The sequence below is a fragment of the Evansella clarkii genome, from assembly GCF_002019695.1.
Taxonomy (GTDB): domain Bacteria; phylum Bacillota; class Bacilli; order Bacillales; family Salisediminibacteriaceae; genus Evansella; species Evansella clarkii.
In genome coordinates this window covers 2,263,693-2,285,177 of sequence record NZ_KV917376.1, presented here as the reverse complement: position 1 = coordinate 2,285,177, position 21,485 = coordinate 2,263,693, and the positions used below count along the sequence as shown (strand labels likewise).

Sequence of the window (21,485 nt, the reverse complement as noted above, 5' to 3'; positions counted from 1 at the left end):
AACTCTCTGAGGCATAATAATTTACTACTATTCCTTATCTACATCTTTACTATATAGATAAAATTTATTAATTACTTGCTATTTTATGCATTCAATGAATAACTGTCAAGCAAGAATATCCATCATTTTACCCAATTTCATTATTTTTAAACATATATCAGGAGACTGTAGACTCTTCTTTTCTTGAAAAGGACTGGTCTGTAATTTTCCGGTCAAATAAAGCGGTTGTAACATAGGCGATAATAAACATTGCTGTAAGCACGTAAAAAACTGTGCCCATGCCGTATAAATCAGCCAGCAGCCCTCCGAAAAACGGGCCGATAAGCCTGCCGCCAGTCCCAATACTGTTTACGATACCCTGGTAAAAGCCTGCTTTTCCTTCAGGAGCCAGCTTGTGGGCAATTGTAGGAACTGCCGGCCAGACGAACATTTCCCCAATTGTAAGAATAATCATAGCTGCCACAAATGCAGTGAACACTTCTGCCTGGGCAAGCACGAGATACGCCCCCATAAAGATAGTCACTCCAACGTAAATCTGGCTTTTCAGGGAATGAACCCAGCGATTGATGAAAAATTTAATTACAGGCTGGCAAAAAACAATCATTGCTCCATTAATAGTCCAGAGCAGACTATACTGGCTTAACGGTATACCAAGATTCTGGGTATGTACCGATATAGTAGACGGCCATTGTGAATAAGCGATCCAGCAGACGAGAAACCCTGCACACAAAATGAGGAGTGCGTTAAACCGTTTCTTGTTTTCAATAAGCTGGCCTTGTTCGAAAACATTGGTTGCAGCTCCCGCTCCCCTTTCTCCCTGAAGATTTCTGAAGAAAAAGAACGCCAGAAAGAAAACAAATAAATACATGATGCCATTGCCGATAAATACAAAGTCAAATCTGTAGCTTGCGAGCAGGCCTCCGATTGCCGCACCCGCTGCTACACCAACATTCTGGGCTACATACATTGCGTTAAAAGGCTTTCTTCCGCCCTCCGGCCACACAGAACCTGCCATTGCATACATGCAGGGCACCATCATTCCAGCACCAAAACCAAGCCCGACAAGAAGAGCAACATAAGCTGTAAACGATTCATGGAGCATTGCCAGAGTAAATGCGCTGCTCGTAGTGATAACCAATCCGGCGATTATTGTTTTATAGCCGCCTATCCGGTCAAACAGCTTCCCGCCGATCAGGTTTCCGATAATGCCCGCAGCTCCGTTAAACATCAGGACTATTCCCGCCACTGTAAGGGACATGCCAAGTTCCTGATTAATATATATTGTATTTAATGGCCATAAAAAAGAGGCCCCTGTGACATTAATGGCCATGCCAATTACTAGTATCCAAATTGCTCTGGGCATTTTGAACCTCCTTATTTCGATTTTCTAAGTAAATCTTATTCTATAAACCTCTTTTTATCAATAAAATAATTCCAGCCTAAAATCCCGACTTTTCCGCTCTCTTTTATTAAATCTGACGGACATTCCACCCATTCAAATATCTGATAACTACTGCCTGAAAAGCAGGTTACTGAGGATCTTTCTTCCTGTTCCCAAGCTTATGTAAGTGTTTGTTAAATTGCCTGAATGCCTGTGCAGCACGCCTGGAATATGGTAGGATTGGGAAAAGATATTTCGGAAAGCGTGGGGATAAAATGATAGATTTAAGAAGTGATACGATTACACAGCCATCGGAAGAAATGCGGAAAATTATGTCTGAGGCTCTTGTTGGTGACGATGTATACGGAGAGGATCCTTCTATAAACGAACTGGAAGAATTTGCTGCAAACTTATTCGGAAAAGAAGCTGCATTGTTCGTAACGAGCGGCACCCAGGGGAACCTTGCTGCTGTTCTCGCACATATACATCCTGGCCAGGAAATTATTCTGGATAAAGAATCCCACTTGTTTCTTTATGAAGGTGGAGGTGCTTCAGCTCTTGCTGGTGCTCAGCTTCGGATACTGGACCACGAGCGCGGGCAAATGAAAATCGAGGAAATAGAAGCTTCCATAAGAGCGGAAGATATTCATTTTCCTGAAACTGGGTTAATCTGGCTGGAGAATACACACAACCGCAGCGGGGGTAACGTTCTTCCACTTTCATATATGAAAGATGTTTATGCCCTTGCCCAAAAAAATAATATCCCTGTTCATATAGATGGAGCCAGAATTTTTAATGCGGCTGCAGCAAGCGGCAGCTCAGTAGAAGAATTTGCTTCCTATGCTGATTCTGTGCAGTTTTGTCTGTCAAAAGGACTTGGTGCTCCAGTCGGTTCCATCCTCGTGGGAACTCAGCAGTTTATTGACTCTGCCAGAAAGAAACGTAAAATGCTCGGAGGCGGTCTTCGACAGGCTGGTGTCCTTGCAGCACCTGGCCTTCATGCCCTGCAAACAAATATTGACCGCCTGAAGGAAGACCATGAAAATGCCCAACTGCTTGCAAAGGCAATTGAGAAACATACCCCTCTGTCTGTAGTTAACACAGTGGAAACGAATATAATTATGGCTGATACGTCCCGCACTGGAAAAGATTCCGGAGAATGGCTTTCCGTATTCAAAAATAACGGCATTCAGGCTGGAGCGATGTCCCCAACGATCATCCGCTTCACTACACATCTCGATTTATCGAAAGAGGACATTCAGAACACCGTCGACATTCTTAAAGCTATTTAATTAAAGGGCCGACACTGGCCCTTTCTTTTTGGTTAAATATAGGGGAACTTTGTTTTTGATGCAGTGGTCCCCCTCTTTACTTCGTACTGGCAAATCCCATTGCTTTCCCTAAAGATTTATTGTATTTTTAGGTAATTGAATGCATTTCATATATTAACCTTGTATAAAAAGACGAAAATTACTTTTCGATTGCAGCGTAAAACGGCGACTGCCTCTTCCTCTGCCAGCTCAGCTCTGCAGAATATCCGTCGAGACAACTCGATGCATTTGCGGTAAAGAAGATGCTCGTTCCGACGGGAACAGCATGGGAAGCTGAAAATCCATTTTTGACGGCGTTTAGCCGGCAAAAGTTAGTTGAAGCCGTGCCCGCAGAACGCGTCCGCCTGAAGCGTAAATCGAACAACAAAGTAACAATTTTAAGATCATATTCGTATTAAAGATAAATACTTGAATATGAAATCGACTCAATTAAAAGGTAGGACAATAAAGGAGAAATATGTGATTATGATGGAACAGATACCTGCTTATTTTGGCGACAAAAGGTACTTTACATGGAATGCGCATTTGAAACAGCAATTTGGCGAAAAAATAATGAAGGTTCCCCTGGATGCAGGATTTGACTGCCCGAACCGGGACGGATCTGTCGCACATGGCGGCTGCACCTTTTGCAGTGAACGGGGTTCCGGAGACTTTGCGGGTGACCGGAAAGATGATCTTGTAACTCAGTTCAACACAATAAAAGACAAAATGCACCGAAAGTGGAAAACAGGAAAATATATGGGCTACTTCCAGGCATATACAAACACATATGCACCAGTTGAACAGCTTCGGGAGATGTATGAAGTGATCCTGGAACAGGAAGGTGTTATCGGGCTTTCTATCGCAACCAGGCCTGATTGCCTGCCGGATGATGTAGTTGAATATCTGGCAGAGCTGAATGAGCGGACTTATTTGTGGGTGGAGCTGGGCCTGCAGACAGTGCATGAACGTACTGCTAATCTGATAAACCGGGCGCACGACTACCAGTGTTACGTTGATGGAGTAGCTAAGCTGCGAAAACATAATATTAATGTCTGCTCCCATATTATCAACGGACTGCCGCTGGAAACACCTGAAATGATGCTTGAAACCGCTAAAGAAGTGGCAAAACTGGACGTTCAGGGGATAAAAATCCATCTGCTCCATCTGCTCAGGAAAACACCGATGATAAAGCAATACGAAAAAGGTTTAGTGGAGCTCATGGATCGGGATGAGTATATCAGCCTTGTCTGTGACCAGCTGGAAGTAATTCCGCCGGAAATGATTGTCCACCGCCTCACCGGAGACGGACCTGCCGACCTGCTCGTCGGACCGATGTGGAGTATGAATAAGTGGGATGTTTTAAATGGTATTGACAATGAATTAAAGCAGAGGGACAGCTGGCAGGGAAAATACTATACTGGCACAGGTGAGGTGACTCGCGTATGAAACTTTCCGGAGTCCTTCCATTTGCCAGGGAGTTACTGCAAAAAGCAGTCTCAGCAGGAGACGTTGTGATCGACGGAACTGCCGGAAACGGCCATGACACACTGTTTCTGGCACAGCTTGTCGGGGAGCATGGCACCGTGTACAGCTTTGACATTCAGCAGCAGGCCATCGAGAGTACGGGGAGGCGTCTGTCAGAAAAGGAAGCAGAACATCAGGTCCGCCTGATTCATGACGGCCATGAAAAAATAAGCCAGCACCTCTCGTCTGAACATTATGGTAAAGTCGCAGGTTCGGTTTTTAACCTTGGCTATCTGCCTGGCAGTGACAAGACAGTAGTAACAACACCGGAAACTACGATTTCCGCTGTGGAACAAGTTACGGAGCATTTGAAGCCGGAAGGGATACTCTTACTTGTTGTGTACCATGGCCATCCTGAAGGACAAGTAGAAAGAGACACCCTCCTTCCTTTTGTACGCAGTCTGCCGCAGGAAGAGTTCCATGTACTTGAATACAGGTTTACTAATCAGAAGAATAATCCCCCATTTATCATTGCAGTGGAAAAACGAAAGAAAAAGAGCCAGGGAGCTTAACACAGTCTCCTGGCTCTTTTCACTTTTTCATTCCGTTACGTTCTGCTTTTCCTTCTGTATATCCACCCATTCATATAGAAAAACAGCGTTGGTGCTCCACCGCTTTTTATAAAACGATTTCCTTTTTTCCGCAATTCAGGATCCTTTTTAACTTTGTCATCTGCCAGATAGATTGCAAGGAGCCCGTTATTGATAAGCCGGTGAAACTTCCAGTCAGGCAGTTCTTTAATACTCTGTTCCGCCATTATGTAAAAATACTCCATTCTTGTGAGCATTTCTTCTTCATTTTTATAATAAAAACAGAAGTTTAAATCTCCACCCTGCCTGTCCTCTTCCTGGTCGATAAAATAGTCCATTAAAATATGGAGCCCCTGAACCCATGGGAAATAGCCTGATTTTATTTTTTCCGCTTCTTCAGGTGATAAAGTCTCTGATGCGGCTGAGTAGGCTGTAAGGCAGAAAATACCAAGCGTAGAGCCTGTGCTGGCAGAAAACTCATACCAGCTCATCGGAGGAAGGTCCTCTGCATAGGCGGCAAACCATTTCTCCAGCCGGGGAACCCGCTCCTCTTTTGTCACATGCTTATGTACTTGCAGATCACTGTACAGGAGAGAGAGTTCCTGATTTTGCTTTTCTACACACTGATAAGATGGAAAAGCGGCCACACACTTCTGGCATGTGCTTACTAAATCGGCCAGGTAGCCCCCATCCTCATTTTCATCCCTGTAACGGTAATAATCCTTAAGTTCTGCACCTGGTGTCAGCGCATCCTGCATGCTTTCATGCAGTGCACGGAAGTCCTCAGGATCAAGCGAGGTACTGCGGTCACAAAGATTATCAAGATAGTCGCTGATTGTCTGGTAAGCTACAATAAACTCGATAACTTCCTCTCTTTTTTTTCCGCCGAGAAGTCCGTATATGGCGCCTCCTTCACAGTGGAAAGTTTTTGTCTCTATACTAGCAAGCGCCTGAGAGCGCAGTTCCTGGTCAGGGATATTAGCCGCTTTATTTTTCCAGCCAGCTAAATATTTGTGCACAGAAGGAAGAACCTTCTTATATATTTGATACATCAATGTCCACGAGGTCGTGGGTATTCTCACAATCTGCTTCCTCCTCACATCTGTCTGAATTCAAAAGGTCATAGCTTATAGATTAACATGAGATATTGAGAGTAACAAACCCAAGCATATGAGCGAAAACTCTGTCTTGTTCCGGTTCATTAAGTACTTCATGGTACAGACCTTCCCATTCCTTATAATATTTATTAGATACAGGGAGCTTGTCAAACCAGCTTCGTCCCCGTTCCTTATTGACAATAAGATCAGTGCCTCCCTGAGAGACAAGGACAGGTATATCAGGGAAGGCATCTGTTCTCTCGTGTGCCTGTTTCATCGCTTTGACTAATTCTGTGTACCATCTTGCACTGACTTTTTTCACGAGCAGCGGGTCTGCCGCATCTCTCTGCCTCATTTCTTCACTTCTTGTTCCTGAACCTGGAGCCAGCCCGGACGGAAAACGGAAGCGTGGTGCCGCTACATTTAAAATGGATGCCATTAGTTTTTTGGACACTGGCGGATCATTTACAAGCCCTAAGCATGGAGAAGATAAGATCACTGCATCAGGCAGGTCTTTTTCATGCAATTTCATTAACGTATGAATGGAAATGAGTCCGCCCATACTGTGAGCAAGCAATATTACCGGCAACCCGTATTGTTTAGCTTCTCTGAGCCATTTTGTAACGTTATCTATATAATCATTAAACGAATTTATATGACCGGAAGGACCTTTGGTGGTCCCCTGCCCCGGAAGGTCTCCCAGGATTACGTGATAACGGAGGTTTGTCAGCTGTTCCACTACCCAGTTGTAACGAACATGATACTCTCCGGCTCCGTGTACAATAACAAAGACAGCTTTTGCTTCTATAGCTTCATATTTCCACATCGAAATCCCTCCTGATTTATACTCTATATCATCCGCGCTTAAGTGAGCTGCGTCAAGCGGCAGGCTTCCTGGTTTTTCTCATAACTGAAAATTTGATAAACTTATCAGAAGAAGAAGGAAGAAGGAGGCGATTCGATGATTTACCCATATAAAGATAAATGGCCTGAAATTGATGAAACAGCTTATCTCGCTGAAGGTGCTGTAGTAATCGGGGATGTAACGATCGGTGAAAAATCAGGTATTTGGTTTAACACAGTGATCCGCGGGGATGTTGCTCCGACTTTTATTGGCAAACGAGTTAATATTCAGGATAACAGTATGCTTCATCAAAGCCCAAATAATCCCCTTGTAATCGAGGATGGGGTAACTGTAGGACACCAGTGCACCTTGCACAGTTGTGTTATCAGGAAGCATGCGCTGATTGGGATGGGATCTGTCATTTTAGATAAAGCCGAGATTGGTGAAGGAGCATTTATCGGCGCAGGAAGCCTGGTGCCTCCTGGGAAAGTAATTCCCCCAAGAACTATGGCGTTCGGCCGCCCGGCTAAGGTCATTCGTGAAATAAATGATGAAGATTTGATGGATATGGACCGGATTCGCAGAGAATATATCGAAAAAGGCCAGTATTATAAAGACTTGAAAGAGAAAGGTATTGGTAAAAAAAGATAGTTAGTGGTGTATATGAGGCTGGGCGAGGGGTCATGTAGCTAGCGATTGACCCCCTTTCCTTATTTCGGAGGAGCGATGGTGTTGCTCAGGGGGGAATTGGGTTCTTTCTGGAATCCAAACGGGGTGGTCGTCTTGCTCAAGGGATGAATCGGGCTCTTTCTGGAATTCAGACAGGGTGATTGTCTCGCTCAAGGGATGAATCGGGCTCTTTCTGGAATTCAGACGGAGCGATCTTCCTCCTCAATGCATGAATCCACCTCTTGCAGTACTTGAGTAGTTACAATTCTTTCTCTCATGGGGTGCAAGACCTTCTTGCAGTACTTGAGTCGAGGCAATGTCCTCTCTCACGGGATGCAAGACGTTCTTGCAACACTTGAGTGCACCCTTTCCTCTCTTTCAAGGGATGCAAGACGTTCTTGCACCACTTGAGTGCACCCTTTCCTCTCTTTCAAGGGATGCAAGACGCTCTTGCAACACTTGAGTGCACCCTTTCCTCTCTTTCAAGGGATGCAAGACGCTCTTGCACTACTTGAGTTCACCCTTTCCTCTCTTTCAAGGGAGGCAAGACGCTCTTGCAACACTTGAGTGCATCATTTCCTGTCTTTCAAGGGACGCAAGACGCTCTTACAACACTTGAGTTCACCTTTTCCTCTCTTTCAAGGGATGCAAGACGCTCTTTCACTACTTGAGTTCACCTTTTCCTCTCTTTCAAGGGATGCAAGACCTCCTTGCACTACTTGAATCCACCCAATCCTCCCTCTCATGGGATGCAAGAACCTCTTTCACTACTTGAACCCACCCAATCCTCCCTCTCATGGGATGCACGAACCTCTTTCACTACTTGAACCCACCCAATCCTCCCTCTCATGGGATGCAAGAACTTCTTGCACTACTTGAGCCGTTAAAACTCTCTCCCTCAAGGAATGTAAGAACCTCTTGCATTCCTTGAGCCGGTAAGATCCTATCATTATAAGTTTTATATGCCAAAAGAACGCCACTTTCACATCATTTCACAACCTCAACCCTTAACGCGCCCACAAGGACTATAAGCCATACTACCTTCCCCCACACTCCCCTCACAAAACAAAAAAATCCCTGAAGGCACAATTCAGTGCCTTCAGGGATTTTCGATTCACTTCATTATTATTCAGAAATTCTTTCAGCTTCTTCTTTCATAATTTCTGCTTTGTCTGTACGCTCCCATGGCAGTTCAACATCTGTACGGCCAAAGTGCCCGTATGCAGCTGTCTGCTTGTAAATTGGTCTGCGCAGGTCAAGCATTTTAATGATTCCTGCAGGTCTCAGGTCAAAGTTGTTACGAACAACATCTACAAGCACCTCTTCAGAAACTTTGCCTGTACCAAATGTATCAACAGAGATTGATACTGGCTGGGCAACACCAATTGCATATGCAAGCTGCACTTCACAGCGGTCAGCCAGTCCGGAAGCCACGATATTTTTCGCAACATAACGGGCTGCGTATGCTGCGGATCTGTCTACCTTTGTAGCGTCCTTCCCTGAGAAAGCACCTCCACCGTGGCGTGCGTATCCGCCGTAAGTATCAACAATAATCTTACGTCCGGTAAGTCCCGCATCTCCCTGCGGGCCACCGATAACAAATCGGCCTGTAGGGTTAATGAAGTATTTTGTTTCTTCATCAATGAGTTCTTCAGGGACGACCGGCTTGATTACATGCTCTTTTAATGCCGCCTTAATTTCTTCCAAAGTAGCTTCAGCGTGATGCTGTGTAGAAATAACAATCGTGTCGATTCTCACTGGATTGTCATTTTCGTCGTATTCTACAGTTACCTGTGTTTTTCCATCCGGGCGCAGGTAGTCCACTACTCCGCTTTTTCTCACTTCACTAAGACGGCGGGATAGACGGTGTGCCAGTGAAATTGGCAGTGGCATAAGTTCAGGTGTCTGGTTATCAGCATATCCGAACATCAGCCCCTGGTCACCAGCTCCGATTGCTTCAATTTCTTCATCTGTCATTTGTCCTTCACGGGCTTCAAGTGCCTGGTCCACACCCTGGGCAATGTCCGGAGACTGTTCATCAATAGAAGTCAAAACTGCACAAGTTTCGTAGTCAAACCCGTATTTAGCCCTTGTATAACCAATTCCTTTTATCGTTTCACGGACAATTTTTGGAATGTCCACGTAAGTTGTAGTGCTGATTTCTCCGGCTACCAGTACTAATCCGGTTGTTACCGAGGTTTCACACGCTACGCGGGCGTTTGGGTCATTTTTCATAATTTCATCTAAAATAGCATCGGAAATCTGGTCACAGATTTTATCAGGATGCCCCTCCGTTACTGATTCAGATGTAAATAAACGTCGTTTTTTTGCCACAGTACGTACCTCCTTAAGATTTTGCAGTAATTAGGTTAGGTGCAATAATTCAACGGTACTCGTTCTCCGAGCTGTATGTGACTGATCATATAAGCTGCAACACTATAATTAACTTTGTTATATAAACAAAGCGTTTCAAGGCGGATGCTGCTTCCTGCCGGTTTGCTAAAAACAGAATGAAACTCCGCCAGCCGGATGATCTGCATGTTTTCCAGGATATTAACCAATAAAAAAACCCTTTTCCATTGGAGGAAAAGGTTGCTCACTAGCCTTTTGCCTCTTATCAGCCAAGGTATATACACAGATGTACCTTGCAGGTTAGCACCGTTCACCATTGTCTAAGGGTGGTGATGGTTGCCGGGCTTCTTCGGGCCTGTCCCTCCGCCATCTCGGGATAAGAGTATCCGTTCGGAAAAAGGATAACTGATTTAATACCCTCTGTCAACATATAAGACATTTTTCCCTATGTAGATGAAGGAAATGTTAGTCTTTGTGTAAAACCTTTCCTCATTCCCCGAAGATGCTTTGTCAGGAGTTTTTATACAGGTAGTCTTTTCACCTTACAGAATAATTATGAATGCCCAGCTAAGTATTTAGTAATTTCCTGAACATGCTTTTACATTGATTAGCCAATCATGGGTTAAGGATGCACCTCCAGCCGGATACGCGGAACCATCCGGAACCCGCTGTCCACACGCTGCAGCAATAACCTGTATATTCCTCTTCCCTCGACTTATTGCCATGAAACTACATTCAGAAAGACAGATCAACGCCCTGTTATTGAAAGGCCATCTGAAAATCAGCAGTCACACAGGACCTGAGGAAAAAACAATGTTATACTAATAGAAAGCTCGTCAATACGTTTAACAAGGGACACAGGTAAAAACAACACTTTTTTTGAAAGAGCTTAATTTAGAAATCCCCCTTGATATTCCGGCTGTTTTAATACAGATAACCCACTTATAAAATACATAGATTTTTTTTCAACAAAACTTCCTAAAAAATCATTGCACAAAATTCATAAATTAGTATAAATTATTTAAATATATGTGTTATACTAATTAGCAGATTACAATGAATTGCACGACTTATATAGAAGAAACCTCTTAACCGAAAGGAAGATAATTATGAGTATTATTCATTTTGAAACAGAACTTGAAAGAACATTGGATAATGCAAACGTTAACAAGGATCTGTCTGCAGCCCGCCTCATTGAAAAAGGGCTTGAACGCGGGGAAGGAATACTCACTTCCACCGGGGCGTTCAGAGCCACTACCGGCAGCTATACAGGGCGGTCTCCTAAGGATAAATTTATTGTAGAAGAACGTTCCGTAAAAGATAAAATAGCCTGGGGTGCTGTCAATAAACCTGTCTCTCCGGAAATATTCGAACGCCTTTATGTGAAAGTGCTGAATTACCTGAGCGAGAGAGACGAAATTTTTGTGAGGCACGGTTTTGCAGGGGCGGATAAAAGCACTCAGCTGCCAATCCGCACAATCAACGAATTAGCGTGGCATAATTTGTTTGTCCAGCAGCTCTTCATTCGTCCAACGGAAAATGAACTGAAAGATTTCACACCTGAATTCACTATTGTGTCAGCTCCAGGATTTAAAGCGGACCCGGCAATTGATGGCACTAATTCGGAAGCGTTCATTATCGTATCTTTTGAGAAAAAGACAATCCTCATTGGAGGAACAGAATACGCTGGAGAAATGAAAAAATCTATCTTCTCCATTATGAACTACCTTCTTCCGGAAAGAGAAGTACTTCCTATGCACTGTTCTGCTAATGTTGGCAGAGAAGGAGATACGGCACTCTTCTTCGGTCTTTCAGGAACAGGAAAAACAACACTCTCCGCCGATCCTCAGCGCTCACTCATAGGAGATGACGAGCATGGATGGTCCCTCAATGGTGTATTTAACATTGAAGGTGGCTGCTATGCGAAAACTATTAATCTTTCTGAAGAAAAGGAACCTCAGATTTTTAACGCGATCAGATATGGTTCCGTTCTGGAAAACGTAGTCGTTGATGAAGAAACGAGAATTCCGGATTATGACAGTAATCTTTATACAGAAAACACAAGAGCTGCTTATCCGATTGATTACATTCCCAACAGCATGGTTCCGAGTATCGCCGGTCATCCAAACACCATTATTTTCCTGACTGCTGATGCGTTTGGCGTATTACCGCCGATCAGTAAACTGACAAAGGAACAGGCTATGTATCATTTTATTTCAGGCTATACTAGTAAACTGGCAGGCACAGAACGGGGCGTCACGAAACCGGAAGCTACATTCTCAACATGCTTCGGGGAACCATTCCTTCCTCTTCCTGCAAACCGCTATGCTAAAATGCTCGGAGACAAAATTGCGGAACATGATGTAAACGTATTCCTCGTAAATACCGGCTGGTCAGGGGGACCATACGGCGAAGGAAAAAGAATGAACCTGGCTTACACAAGAGCTATGGTACAGGCAGCGTTAGAAGGAGAACTCGCTTCGACGGAAACTACTATTGATCCATTTTTCGGAGTTCATATACCGATGCACTGCCCTGGTGTTCCTGATGAAGTACTACAGCCAAGAGAAACATGGACAGATAAGGAAGCCTACGATAAAAAAGCAAGAGAACTTGCTCTGAAATTTAAAGAGAACTTCAAAAAATTCGAGGATATTCCTGAAGAAATATACGCAGCAGGACCAACAGTTTAACAGTTTTCAGGAGCCGGAGACCACAGAGGTCACCGGCTCTTTTTTTTCTGCAGAAAACAGATTCTCCGCTTCCCTCTTTTAATGAATCACCTTTTTTTCTGCAACTACATATTTTATTCCATAAGCGGATACCTAATTTTTTCAGGAGGGAAAAAAATGAAATCATTAAAATATTGCTGTTTATTTTTAATAATCCTGGCAATAGCAGCCTTCACAGCTGGTTGCGGGTCCAATGATGAGACTACGGAGGTAAGGCTCGCTGAAGTAACAAGGTCTATTTTTTATGCACCTCAATACGCAGCAATCACCCAGGGATTTTTTGAAGATGAAGGTCTTGATGTAGAACTCACAACTACCTGGGGCGGAGATACAACTATGACTACCCTTCTTTCTGGCGGTGCTGACATCGCCCTTGTTGGCGCGGAAACTTCCATCTATGTATATGCCCAGGAAGCCTCAGATCCTGCGATAAATTTCGCGCAGCTTACTCAGACTGATGGCACATTTCTCGTATCCAGAGAACCGGCGGACGACTTCCAGTGGGACGATCTGAAAGGAAGCACCTTCCTCGGACAGCGTAAAGGCGGTATGCCACAGATGGTCGGCGAATACGTGCTGAAGCAGAACGGGATCAATCCTCAGGCTGATCTGGAGCTGATACAGAACATTGATTTTGGTAATATTGCTTCTGCATTCGCCTCCGGCACAGGCGATTACGTACAATTATTTGAGCCACAGGCGACTGTTTTTGAACAGGAGGGCATTGGCTATATTATCGACTCGTTTGGAACACAATCAAGGAATGTCCCATATACTGTATACATGACAAAGGAAAGCTTTTTAAATAAAAACGAAGATACGGTCGAACGGTTCACCCGGGCAATCAATAAAGCCCAGAAATGGGTGCAGGAGCAGCCGGCAGATGTGGTTGCAGAAGCTATTGAAGAATTTTTTGATGATACACCCCTTGATGTAATTGAACAAGTAGTTGTCCGCTACAGAGACCAGGGTTCTTATGCGGAATCCCCTGTTTTGCAGGAAGAGGCATGGTATCATCTGCAGGACATTATGCAGGAAGCAGGTGAACTGCCGATGGAAGTGAACTATGAAGATCTCGTAAACACGGAGATTGCAGAAAAAATAATGAATGAGTAACTCCGGAACAGGAGGCGGTATAAATGGCTCTTTTGGAGCTTGAGAAAGTAGAAAAATTATTTTTCTCGAGAGATTCCATGACAACAGCCATAAAAAATATCAGCTGTGCTATAGATAAAGGTGAATTCGTTTCTGTTATAGGACCAAGCGGATGCGGTAAATCCACTCTTCTTTCCCTTATATCCGGGTTGATTCATCCAACAAGCGGTACTATTAAACTCGATGGAAAAGAGATAAAAAAGCCTACACCAGAGACTGGCTATATGCTGCAGCAGGATTATTTATTTCCCTGGCTGACGATTGAACAGAATATAACCCTTGGATTAAAGACAATGGGGAAACTGACAGAAGAGACAAGAAAGCATTCCCTGTATTTATTAAATGAATTAGGGTTGGGAGACAGAGCAAACCATTATCCGAATGAGCTTTCCGGCGGTATGCGCCAGAGGGCTGCCCTCGTACGGATGCTCACCTCCGACCCGAAACTCCTTCTTTTGGATGAACCATTTTCAGCATTGGATTACCAGACTAAATTAAAACTGGAAGACCTTGTTTTTTCCACGATAAAACAACACAGGAAAACTGCTATTCTCGTCACCCATGATATAGGCGAAGCGATTGCGATGAGCGACCGGATCATCCTGCTGAGCCACAGGCCCGCCCAGGTCATACGGATTTTCAATATACCCGATGAGCTCAGAAACGAGCTGCCATTTCAGGCAAGGAACCATCCAGCGTTCAATGGATGGTTCCAGGATGTATGGAAGGAGCTGGAATCCCTTGAACAGCAAATATGAACAGCTCCATAAGGAATATAAGAATAAATTAACGAGGGAAAAACGGCTCATCCGCCTCGTCCAGGCAGGAATCCTGGTTTCTTTCTTCGCACTGTGGGAAATTGCAGCTTCCAGGCACTGGGTAGATCCGTTATTATTCAGTTCCCCATCAAGGGTATGGAATATGTTTTTAATCCGGATTCAGGATGGCAGTCTGCTCACCCATACATCTGTGACATTATTTGAGACAATACTCGGGTTTCTCCTTGGAACCCTTCTCGGCACCCTTCTTGCAGCGATTCTCTGGTGGTCGCCATTTTTATCCCGGGTACTTGACCCATATCTTGTCATATTAAATTCCATGCCGAAAGTTGCTTTAGGGCCGATTCTTATCGTGGGGCTCGGGCCTGGTTTCGCATCAATTATCGCCATGGGAGCCTTGATTTCCGTCATTATCACAACGATTGTCGTCTACAATGCCTTCAGGAATGTGGATGATAACTACGTAAAGGTCATAAGGTCTTTCGGAGCGGGAAAAAAACAAGCGTTCTTTTCCGTCATATTTCCTGCCTCCTATCCAACGATCATATCCACCTTGAAGGTCAATGTAGGGCTGTCATGGGTCGGAGTCATCGTAGGGGAATACCTTGTCTCTAAACAAGGACTGGGATATATGATTATTTACGGCTTCCAGGTTTTCAACTTTACGATGGTAATGCTGTCGCTGCTTATAATCGCTGTCCTTGCAACGTGTATGTACCAGCTCGTTGAATTGCTGGAAAAAAGGCTCGTCACCAGACATCAAAGTTAAGCTGAAAAAATAACAAGGCTACTGAAGGCTTTGTTCATATAAAAAAGCCAGTGTAAACCGATGAGGAAAAGATCAGTTTACACTGGCTTTTATTCTGGCACTCGAAGGCCTCGCTGCTTTACTTCTTTAAGTGTAATGGGGAGCACATCATCTTTCATAATAAAACTGTATTTGTGATTCGTCCGAATATTATCGGGAAAACTTTTCAGCAGTTTCGGCCCTTTCGTTTCGAAGTAATTGTTCTTGCTGACCAATTCATCAACCTCAGCGTAATACACATTTTTGATAACCGTTTCAGATTTACCAGAAACTTTATATTGCCCTATATAATCCAGGCTGCTCACCTTTCCACCAGTCTCTTCAAAGACCTCCCTCACAGCTGCTTCCTCCGGAGTTTCCCCTTCCTCAACTTTACCTCCAGGAAATTCCAGCCCTCTCGAAGGGTGAATAGTAAGGAGCCAGCTGCCCCTGTACTGGCTTACAACCCAGACATGTTTAGGAGAATCAGAAAAAGGGTGGCCATTTATTGAGTAAATAACTGTATTGTTGTAGAAGTCTTTAAAGCTATGTTCCTGAATGATGACCACCTCCATTTATTAATCCCTTTTTATTCTATATAACCACTGTTTCCATGTCTAACTGGACGCCTTACAATATGCTGGTTTCTTCCTGGAGAAAACCTCCGTACTTTAATACCCCGCAAGTATTAATATGAAACAGTTCTGGAATTTTTTAGGATTCAATCGGAACAGCTGAACGTCAGTCATTTTTCCGGGAGACTCTGGCCAGGTTCCTTAGTTGCTGGACAAATCTTCGGCTATTCATACGGATTTGTCTAGCAAATCATTTTTGCTGGACAAATTTCTCTTTACTCAGCCTGATTTGTCCAGTAAACATCGCTTGCTGGGCAAATACTCTTCTCTCAACTGATATTTGTCCAGTAAAATTCTATAAAATGGTATAAATCATTAATTATGGGTATTATGCTGGACAAATCTTCGGCTATTCACACGGATTTGTCCAGTAAACATCGCTTGCTGGACACATTCTCTTCTCTCAACTGATATTTGTCCAGCAAGCCCTTACCAAAATAATTTGTAATATCTGTGCTATTAGATGAATATACATTATAAGTTGTAACCTGCCCGCCATTAAACCTGCTCTGTTTTTATTATGGAATAAATTATACACTTTCATCCCTATTTCCTGCCCCTGGCATTAGTTATTCCCCCGGGTTCGCCCCCTCCCCCTCAGAACACAAAAAACCTCAGACTTTTTATTCGCCTGAGGTTTTCAGAAATATATTATTTATCCTCTGTCACCTTTTTTGCCTCTTGCTTAATTTCGTTAATTGGCTCCGTTACCTCTGAAGTAAGTTCCTTCGTTGACTTTTTAAACTCTTTTAAAGTCTGTCCAACTGCGCGGCCGATTTCCGGCAGTTTTTTAGGTCCGAAAATTACTAAAGCAATAACTAATATTAAAATTAAACCGGGAACTCCGATGTTTGATAACATATTAACCACTCCTGATTAAGTTATTTTCTTCTGTTCTATGGAGTATTATAGCATTATTCTCTGCCTGCATGCTGCATTTAACAAAACGTTCATTTTATTTTCATAATGCTGTTTAGATAAAATTCTCATTCTATGACTGCTCTCTGCCCTCAGCAGTCGTTCACATAAGCATAACATCTATAAAAACACTGGCTCCTGTTCAGCTGTCACACGGTAGCCGCCGAGACCTTCCACCTGCATTCTGAACTGTTCACTTTGAAGAATTTCGCGAATCTTTCTGCCTTTTGCACTCTCAAAAAATTCTCTGGTCATAACAAGATCATATGACTCTTCTGCGACAGGTACGAAATCCAGGTCAAAAGCTTTCGCAGCTGAATAGATCCCCATTCCCACATTTCGCTGTTCCATATTTACTTCGGCGGCTACGGCGAGATGGGTGAACATTTCCCTTTCATAGCCCTGGATGCCAGCAGTATCTATCTCAGCTTTTTTGATGAGATGATCAAACAGAACTCTCGTGCCAGCGCCTCTCTGGCGATTCACGAAAACAGCGTCACTGCCTGCAAGGTCGGAAACCTTGTTGATGTTCAGCGGATTACCTTTAGGCACTATCCAGCCTTGCTGCCTTTTCAGAAACGGCAGCAGAACAACCTCTTTCCCCTTCAGGAACCTTTCAACGTAAGAAATGTTATACACCCCTGTATCAGGGTCGAGGAGATGGATTCCTGCAATATGAGCTTCATCCCTTTTGATTGACATGAGCCCGGCCATGCTGCCAGTGTGGCTCGCTGTTACCTGGCTGAGAGATGAGCTTTCTTTCATAAGAGATGATAATATATCAATACATAAGTCATGGCTTCCGGAGAACAGAACAGCTTCTTCAAGCTCCCGGGGATCACGGAAGAGCTGTGCGGTCACTTCTTCCCCCTGCTCAACTCCCAGATGGCCTGGAGGAATCACCACAAGCCCGTCCGCTTTCACAAGCGACATGGTGACACTCGCGGATCTTGTCAGGGGAATGGCGACATGCTTCCCGTTTACATAGCCGATATTCACCCGGATAAAGTCCTCAGAACCCATATTCGAAACGATCCTCCGACCTGCTGTTACCTTGAGCTCGGAACGTTCCGGAACAGGAGCTCCTAAATAGGAGGAAACCAGCGGCTTTACAAACCAGTCCATCACGAGAAAAGCGGATACAGGATAGCCTGGCACTCCAACCACGATTGTTCCGTTTATCTTCCCAATAACAACAGGCTTTCCAGGCCTTGTTGCAATCCCGTGAGTAAAAACTTCGCCGATTTCAGCGATGACCTTGGCTGTAAAATCCTTTGAACCTGCAGAAGATCCTGCATTGATAACTACGATATCTGCTTCATCGGCACTCCGTAATAGAGACTCTCTGATAGCTTCAGGCTTATCAGGAGCGATCGGCATAATTTTACCTTCGCCGCCCCATTCAGCAACAAGACCTGCAAAAATTGTCCCGTTGAATTCAATCAGCTTTCCTGCTTTCAGCGGCTCAGATGCCTGTACTATTTCATTACCGGAAGGAATGATATGCACAAGTGGCTTCTTGACTACTTCCACCTCTGTGATACCAGCGGCCAGAAGCGCTCCAGCATCAACTGGGCGGATGACATGCCCCTGTGGCAGAAGCATCTCCCCGTAAGTAATATCCTCGCCTATCGGGCGGATTCGCTGCCATGGTGTTGCAGGAGCAATGATCTCCACTATACCGTCTCCGGCTTCATTTATGTCTTCTATCATAATAACGGCGTCGTAGCCCGGAGGAATAAGATTGCCAGTATCCACATATTCGAAATCAGTTCCTTCTTCCAGATATACAGGCCGGTGTTCATGTGCTTCAGAAGTGTCAGCTGCCCTGACCGCTATGCCATCCATCGCCGAAGCATGGTAATGGGGCATGGATCTGCCAGCATAGACTGGCTCTGACGTAACCCTGCCTGCTGCATCGGGAACAGATATTTTTTCAACAGCCCTTTCAGAAGAAAATTGTGCAAGACATTCTTCCAGTGCCTGCATGCGCGGTTTATCTTCCAGATATATAGTTCTCTTATAGCTCATAGTTTGCTGCCTCCTCTAGTAAAACAAATGCACCATTGCAGTTTCTCCTTTAAGAAGCCCTTCCTTCTTTTCCGGAACTTCCAGCAGGCCGTCACTTTCCACAAGTGTCTTAATTAACCCCGATTTCCCCAGGACAGGTACTGCCGTCCAGCCATCGCCCTCTTTTTCCAGTCTTACTCTTAGAAAGTCTGTTCTTCCTGGACCGGAGTGAATATTCTGGCTTACTTTCGCCTTTACAGCCAGCTCCGAAACCTCACTCTCCCCCTGAAGGCAGGAAAGCATTCGCCTGCCGAACAACTGGTAGATAACCATGGCGGAAGCAGGATGACCTGGCAGCCCGAGTACAGGCTTTCCTGAAGATACGGAAAAAATTGTTGGTTTACCAGGCTTCACCGAAATTCCATGCACAAGGATGCCAGGCTCCCCGTCACCCAGGTTCTTGATTACTTCTGTCGTATAATCCCTTTCTCCAACAGAACTGCCACCGGAAATTACGACAGCATCGCAGCTGTCAAACAGCTCTTTCGCCTTACTGTAAAAATCATCGTACTCATCTTTCGCGATAGTGCTTGTAACAGTTTCATATCCCCATTGCTTCGTAAGCGCAGGAATGGTAACTCCATTTACATCACGAATTTGTGCTCCGTTAATTTCTCTCGTATTAAATGGAACGATTTCATCTCCTGAGGAAAGATAGCCTATTTTCAGCCGTTTTTTTACGTTTACTTCCGCAATCCCGAGAGAAGCTAATGCTCCAAGCTCCTGAGGACGAAGTGATTTTCCGGCCGGAAGCAGCTCTTCGCCGGTTCTCACATCTTCCCCTTCAAGGATAATATTTTCATTTTTTGAAACAGATCTGTATACGTTCAAAACATCTTCCATCGCTTCACAATCTTCAATCATAACCACTGCATCTGCGCCTGGAGGTAGCATTCCTCCTGTCGGCACATAAATGGCTTCACCTGTGGAGACAGCTTTTTCACTCGTTTCCCCCATAAGGACCTCTCCAGTTACGTTGAGAAAAGCAGGAAGTGTCTCGTTGGCCCCGAATGTGTCACTGGCCTTTACTGCGTAGCCGTCAACTACTGAACGGGAAAAACCAGGGACGTTCTCTTCTGCTGCAACAGCTTCGGCCAAAACACGTCCGGCCCCTTCTTCCAGAGGGATTTTTTCCGACTCGGAAACAGGTTTTATTTGATCCTTCATTATTTGAATGACATTTTCTACAGACTGAACACGGAAAAATTTCATAACTGCCTCCTGAATGAAAGTTAATTAGATTTGTCAGCAGCAAATTTATAATCTTCAGGCCGGTTCATATTAAAGAAAGCATCAGCGATTTCCTCTTTGCTGAACCCGGCTTCGTAAAATTCCTGTTCTGTGACTTCACAGACAAAAAGCTGTTCAAGGGCATCTTTTATTCTCAGCCTGTCCTGGGAAAGACATTCTTCCACCACTGGAAGGACCGATGCTCTGTAAGCCGCAAACAAAGGATGCTGCCTCCCGTCGATGAGCGGGACAACAGCGTCTGCTTTTTGGTTTTTTGTAAGCTCTGCCAGGTACCTGGCAGCTTTTTCATTAAAAAAAGGAAGATCACATGCTGCTACTATATTCCATTCTGCAGAGGAGGCGGTTATTCCTGCCTGTATGCCTGCAAGAGGACCCTTTCCTTTTACTGCATCCTCCGTAAGTGTGGTATTCAAATACTGGTACAACTCTGGGGCGTTAGTCACAATAATAACTTCACTGGTGATCTCCGACATTTTTTCAGTAAGCCGCTCTATATTTTTACGTCCATTGATTTCAAGGAAAGCTTTATTTTTCCCCATGCGCCTTGATTTTCCGCCTGCGAGAATAATTCCATTGATATCAGTTCCTGCACCTGTCGCTTCCATCATTAATGCTCCTCGCCATAACCTTCGTCCTGCGCGATAAAATCAAGATGGATCGTTTCCAGATCAAGAAGTGCCGCCTGTTTACCGCGAGACTGCCTGTCTATCTTTACGAGTTTAAGGTAATTCCTGCATGACTTGCATACTTCAATCGAAGTATTTTCTTCCTCTTCCACATTAATGTAAAAGAGATTTTCATGTTTGTCATTGCCGCAATGGACACATTGGAGGCGTTTCTGTTTCCATTCTGATTCACAGCGTGGACAGTGGAGGATTTTCTGGCCGTCTTTTTTAAGCTTGCCTATCCTTGATGGCTCACCACAGCAAGGGCACGAGCCCATTACTTCCATTTCATCAATAAACGGGGCACATGCATCAGCGATCACTTGCATAAACGGTCTTAAAGCCTGCTCCGCAATAAAGTGGGGCAGCCATTCAGAAACCTCTTTATCTTTTGAATACTTATAAAAATATTCCGTGTCAAATTTAATTGCCCCGTTGATCCATTCATCCAGGTCTGCCAGTGTCAGCGATTCAATTAAAACTTTATTATCATTGGAAAGTTCCTCATTACTTTCATTCAGTACTTCTGTTATTTTTCTTACTGCATCTTCGTACAATTTAACTGGTACAGGAGTGGAATTCAGCTGGGGAACAACCGGAATGTTCTTTTCGAGCTCCTCTTTATCAATAGCGAATTCCAGCTCCTGCTCCAGTTTTTTCTTTATTTGCTTCTGAGCTTCCATAATGTTTTTCTGTAATGTGAGATATTCTTCGGAAACTGCGTTTGGATTCATTCTGCACACCCCGTTGTCCTTAGTTAATAGTTTAATTAATCTTTCGAAA

18 protein-coding genes, 1 riboswitch and 1 other annotated feature (1 of these 20 running past the window's edge) are annotated in these 21,485 nt (G+C 44.2%); of the genes, 8 read left to right on the top strand and 10 right to left on the bottom strand.

Going from position 1 to position 21,485, the window contains the following annotated elements; translation table 11 throughout:
- Positions 1-50: a binding site (T-box leader), on the bottom strand; it reaches 180 nt to the left of the window's first position.
- 107 nt (positions 51-157) lie between these two features.
- Entirely contained in the window at positions 158-1,363 is a 1,206-nt protein-coding gene (locus tag BK582_RS10375) for an MDR family MFS transporter (protein ID WP_078594942.1), read from the bottom strand.
- Positions 1,364-1,656: 293 nt separating this feature from the next.
- Between BK582_RS10375 and ltaE the strand changes: the two genes are divergently transcribed.
- The 3 genes from ltaE to mnmM all read left to right on the top strand — a co-directional run bounded on the left by ltaE (position 1,657) and on the right by mnmM (position 4,730).
- On the top strand, positions 1,657-2,673 hold the full coding sequence (gene ltaE, locus BK582_RS10370) for a low-specificity L-threonine aldolase (protein WP_078594940.1): 1,017 nt from the start codon (positions 1,657-1,659) through the stop codon (positions 2,671-2,673).
- Positions 2,674-3,177: 504 nt separating this feature from the next.
- The gene (gene mnmL / locus BK582_RS10365) at positions 3,178-4,140 is read left to right on the top strand and encodes a tRNA modification radical SAM protein MnmL/YtqA (protein WP_420841225.1); all 963 of its coding nucleotides are present in this window, start codon (positions 3,178-3,180) and stop codon (positions 4,138-4,140) included.
- On the top strand, positions 4,137-4,730 hold the full coding sequence (gene mnmM / locus BK582_RS10360; RefSeq protein ID WP_078594938.1) for a tRNA 5-(aminomethyl)-2-thiouridylate-methyltransferase MnmM: 594 nt from the start codon (positions 4,137-4,139) through the stop codon (positions 4,728-4,730). The genes mnmL and mnmM overlap by 4 nt, the downstream gene beginning before the upstream one ends.
- 35 nt (positions 4,731-4,765) lie before the next feature.
- On the opposite strand, the gene BK582_RS10355 is transcribed toward mnmM, so the two are convergent.
- Positions 4,766-5,830, bottom strand: coding sequence for a tetraprenyl-beta-curcumene synthase family protein (locus BK582_RS10355; RefSeq protein WP_078594936.1), 1,065 nt, complete (start codon positions 5,828-5,830; stop codon positions 4,766-4,768).
- Positions 5,831-5,882: 52 nt separating this feature from the next.
- Entirely contained in the window at positions 5,883-6,671 is a 789-nt protein-coding gene (locus tag BK582_RS10350) for an alpha/beta hydrolase (RefSeq protein WP_078594934.1), read from the bottom strand.
- A gap of 135 nt (positions 6,672-6,806) precedes the next feature.
- Here BK582_RS10350 and BK582_RS10345 point away from each other — a divergent pair, with 135 nt between their 5' ends.
- Positions 6,807-7,340: a gamma carbonic anhydrase gene (locus BK582_RS10345; protein ID WP_078594932.1), complete on the top strand. Its 534-nt coding sequence runs from the start codon at positions 6,807-6,809 to the stop codon at positions 7,338-7,340.
- Between the two features lie 1,143 nt (positions 7,341-8,483).
- On the opposite strand, the gene metK is transcribed toward BK582_RS10345, so the two are convergent.
- The gene (gene metK, locus BK582_RS10340) at positions 8,484-9,692 is read right to left on the bottom strand and encodes a methionine adenosyltransferase (RefSeq protein ID WP_078594930.1); all 1,209 of its coding nucleotides are present in this window, start codon (positions 9,690-9,692) and stop codon (positions 8,484-8,486) included.
- A 277-nt stretch (positions 9,693-9,969) separates the two neighbouring features.
- Positions 9,970-10,093: riboswitch (SAM riboswitch) on the bottom strand.
- A gap of 726 nt (positions 10,094-10,819) precedes the next feature.
- On the opposite strand from metK, the gene pckA reads away from it, so the two are divergent.
- The 4 genes from pckA to BK582_RS10315 all read left to right on the top strand — a co-directional run bounded on the left by pckA (position 10,820) and on the right by BK582_RS10315 (position 15,145).
- Positions 10,820-12,403: a phosphoenolpyruvate carboxykinase (ATP) gene (gene pckA, locus BK582_RS10330; protein WP_078594926.1), complete on the top strand. Its 1,584-nt coding sequence runs from the start codon at positions 10,820-10,822 to the stop codon at positions 12,401-12,403.
- Positions 12,404-12,559: 156 nt separating this feature from the next.
- Positions 12,560-13,558: an ABC transporter substrate-binding protein gene (locus BK582_RS10325; protein WP_078594925.1), complete on the top strand. Its 999-nt coding sequence runs from the start codon at positions 12,560-12,562 to the stop codon at positions 13,556-13,558.
- Between the two features lie 23 nt (positions 13,559-13,581).
- Positions 13,582-14,355, top strand: coding sequence for an ABC transporter ATP-binding protein (locus BK582_RS10320; RefSeq protein WP_078594923.1), 774 nt, complete (start codon positions 13,582-13,584; stop codon positions 14,353-14,355).
- Positions 14,315-15,145: an ABC transporter permease gene (locus BK582_RS10315; protein WP_078594921.1), complete on the top strand. Its 831-nt coding sequence runs from the start codon at positions 14,315-14,317 to the stop codon at positions 15,143-15,145. The genes BK582_RS10320 and BK582_RS10315 overlap by 41 nt, the downstream gene beginning before the upstream one ends.
- 89 nt (positions 15,146-15,234) lie before the next feature.
- Here BK582_RS10315 and ytkD read toward each other — a convergent pair whose 3' ends face one another.
- From ytkD to BK582_RS10285, 6 genes are all read right to left on the bottom strand, one after another.
- Entirely contained in the window at positions 15,235-15,738 is a 504-nt protein-coding gene (gene ytkD, locus BK582_RS10310; protein ID WP_078594918.1) for an RNA deprotection pyrophosphohydrolase, read from the bottom strand.
- 711 nt (positions 15,739-16,449) lie between these two features.
- On the bottom strand, positions 16,450-16,659 hold the full coding sequence (locus BK582_RS10305; protein ID WP_078594916.1) for a twin-arginine translocase TatA/TatE family subunit: 210 nt from the start codon (positions 16,657-16,659) through the stop codon (positions 16,450-16,452).
- Positions 16,660-16,836: 177 nt separating this feature from the next.
- Positions 16,837-18,747, bottom strand: a complete 1,911-nt coding sequence (locus BK582_RS10300; RefSeq protein WP_078594913.1) for a molybdopterin biosynthesis protein — start codon at positions 18,745-18,747, stop codon at positions 16,837-16,839.
- A 15-nt stretch (positions 18,748-18,762) separates the two neighbouring features.
- Entirely contained in the window at positions 18,763-19,998 is a 1,236-nt protein-coding gene (locus BK582_RS10295; RefSeq protein ID WP_078594911.1) for a molybdopterin molybdotransferase MoeA, read from the bottom strand.
- Between the two features lie 20 nt (positions 19,999-20,018).
- On the bottom strand, positions 20,019-20,645 hold the full coding sequence (gene mobA, locus BK582_RS10290) for a molybdenum cofactor guanylyltransferase (RefSeq protein WP_078594909.1): 627 nt from the start codon (positions 20,643-20,645) through the stop codon (positions 20,019-20,021).
- The gene (locus BK582_RS10285; protein WP_078594907.1) at positions 20,645-21,436 is read right to left on the bottom strand and encodes a formate dehydrogenase accessory protein FdhE; all 792 of its coding nucleotides are present in this window, start codon (positions 21,434-21,436) and stop codon (positions 20,645-20,647) included. Before BK582_RS10285 ends, mobA begins: the two co-directional genes overlap by 1 nt.
- Positions 21,437-21,485 lie beyond the last annotated feature (49 nt).

Bases quoted from the DNA above. Each gene is read 5' to 3' on its own strand.
- BK582_RS10375 (WP_078594942.1), bottom strand. From the start codon at position 1,363: ATGCCCAGAGCAATTTGGATACTAGTAATTGGCATGGCCATTAATGTC.
- ltaE (WP_078594940.1), top strand. From the start codon at position 1,657: ATGATAGATTTAAGAAGTGATACGATTACACAGCCATCGGAAGAAATG.
- mnmL (WP_420841225.1), top strand. From the start codon at position 3,178: ATGATGGAACAGATACCTGCTTATTTTGGCGACAAAAGGTACTTTACA.
- mnmM (WP_078594938.1), top strand. From the start codon at position 4,137: ATGAAACTTTCCGGAGTCCTTCCATTTGCCAGGGAGTTACTGCAAAAA.
- BK582_RS10350 (WP_078594934.1), bottom strand. From the start codon at position 6,671: ATGTGGAAATATGAAGCTATAGAAGCAAAAGCTGTCTTTGTTATTGTA.
- BK582_RS10345 (WP_078594932.1), top strand. From the start codon at position 6,807: ATGATTTACCCATATAAAGATAAATGGCCTGAAATTGATGAAACAGCT.
- pckA (WP_078594926.1), top strand. From the start codon at position 10,820: ATGAGTATTATTCATTTTGAAACAGAACTTGAAAGAACATTGGATAAT.
- BK582_RS10325 (WP_078594925.1), top strand. From the start codon at position 12,560: ATGAAATCATTAAAATATTGCTGTTTATTTTTAATAATCCTGGCAATA.
- BK582_RS10320 (WP_078594923.1), top strand. From the start codon at position 13,582: ATGGCTCTTTTGGAGCTTGAGAAAGTAGAAAAATTATTTTTCTCGAGA.
- BK582_RS10315 (WP_078594921.1), top strand. From the start codon at position 14,315: ATGTATGGAAGGAGCTGGAATCCCTTGAACAGCAAATATGAACAGCTC.
- ytkD (WP_078594918.1), bottom strand. From the start codon at position 15,738: ATGGAGGTGGTCATCATTCAGGAACATAGCTTTAAAGACTTCTACAAC.
- BK582_RS10305 (WP_078594916.1), bottom strand. From the start codon at position 16,659: ATGTTATCAAACATCGGAGTTCCCGGTTTAATTTTAATATTAGTTATT.
- BK582_RS10300 (WP_078594913.1), bottom strand. From the start codon at position 18,747: ATGAGCTATAAGAGAACTATATATCTGGAAGATAAACCGCGCATGCAG.
- BK582_RS10295 (WP_078594911.1), bottom strand. From the start codon at position 19,998: ATGAAATTTTTCCGTGTTCAGTCTGTAGAAAATGTCATTCAAATAATG.
- mobA (WP_078594909.1), bottom strand. From the start codon at position 20,645: ATGATGGAAGCGACAGGTGCAGGAACTGATATCAATGGAATTATTCTC.
- BK582_RS10285 (WP_078594907.1), bottom strand. From the start codon at position 21,436: ATGAATCCAAACGCAGTTTCCGAAGAATATCTCACATTACAGAAAAAC.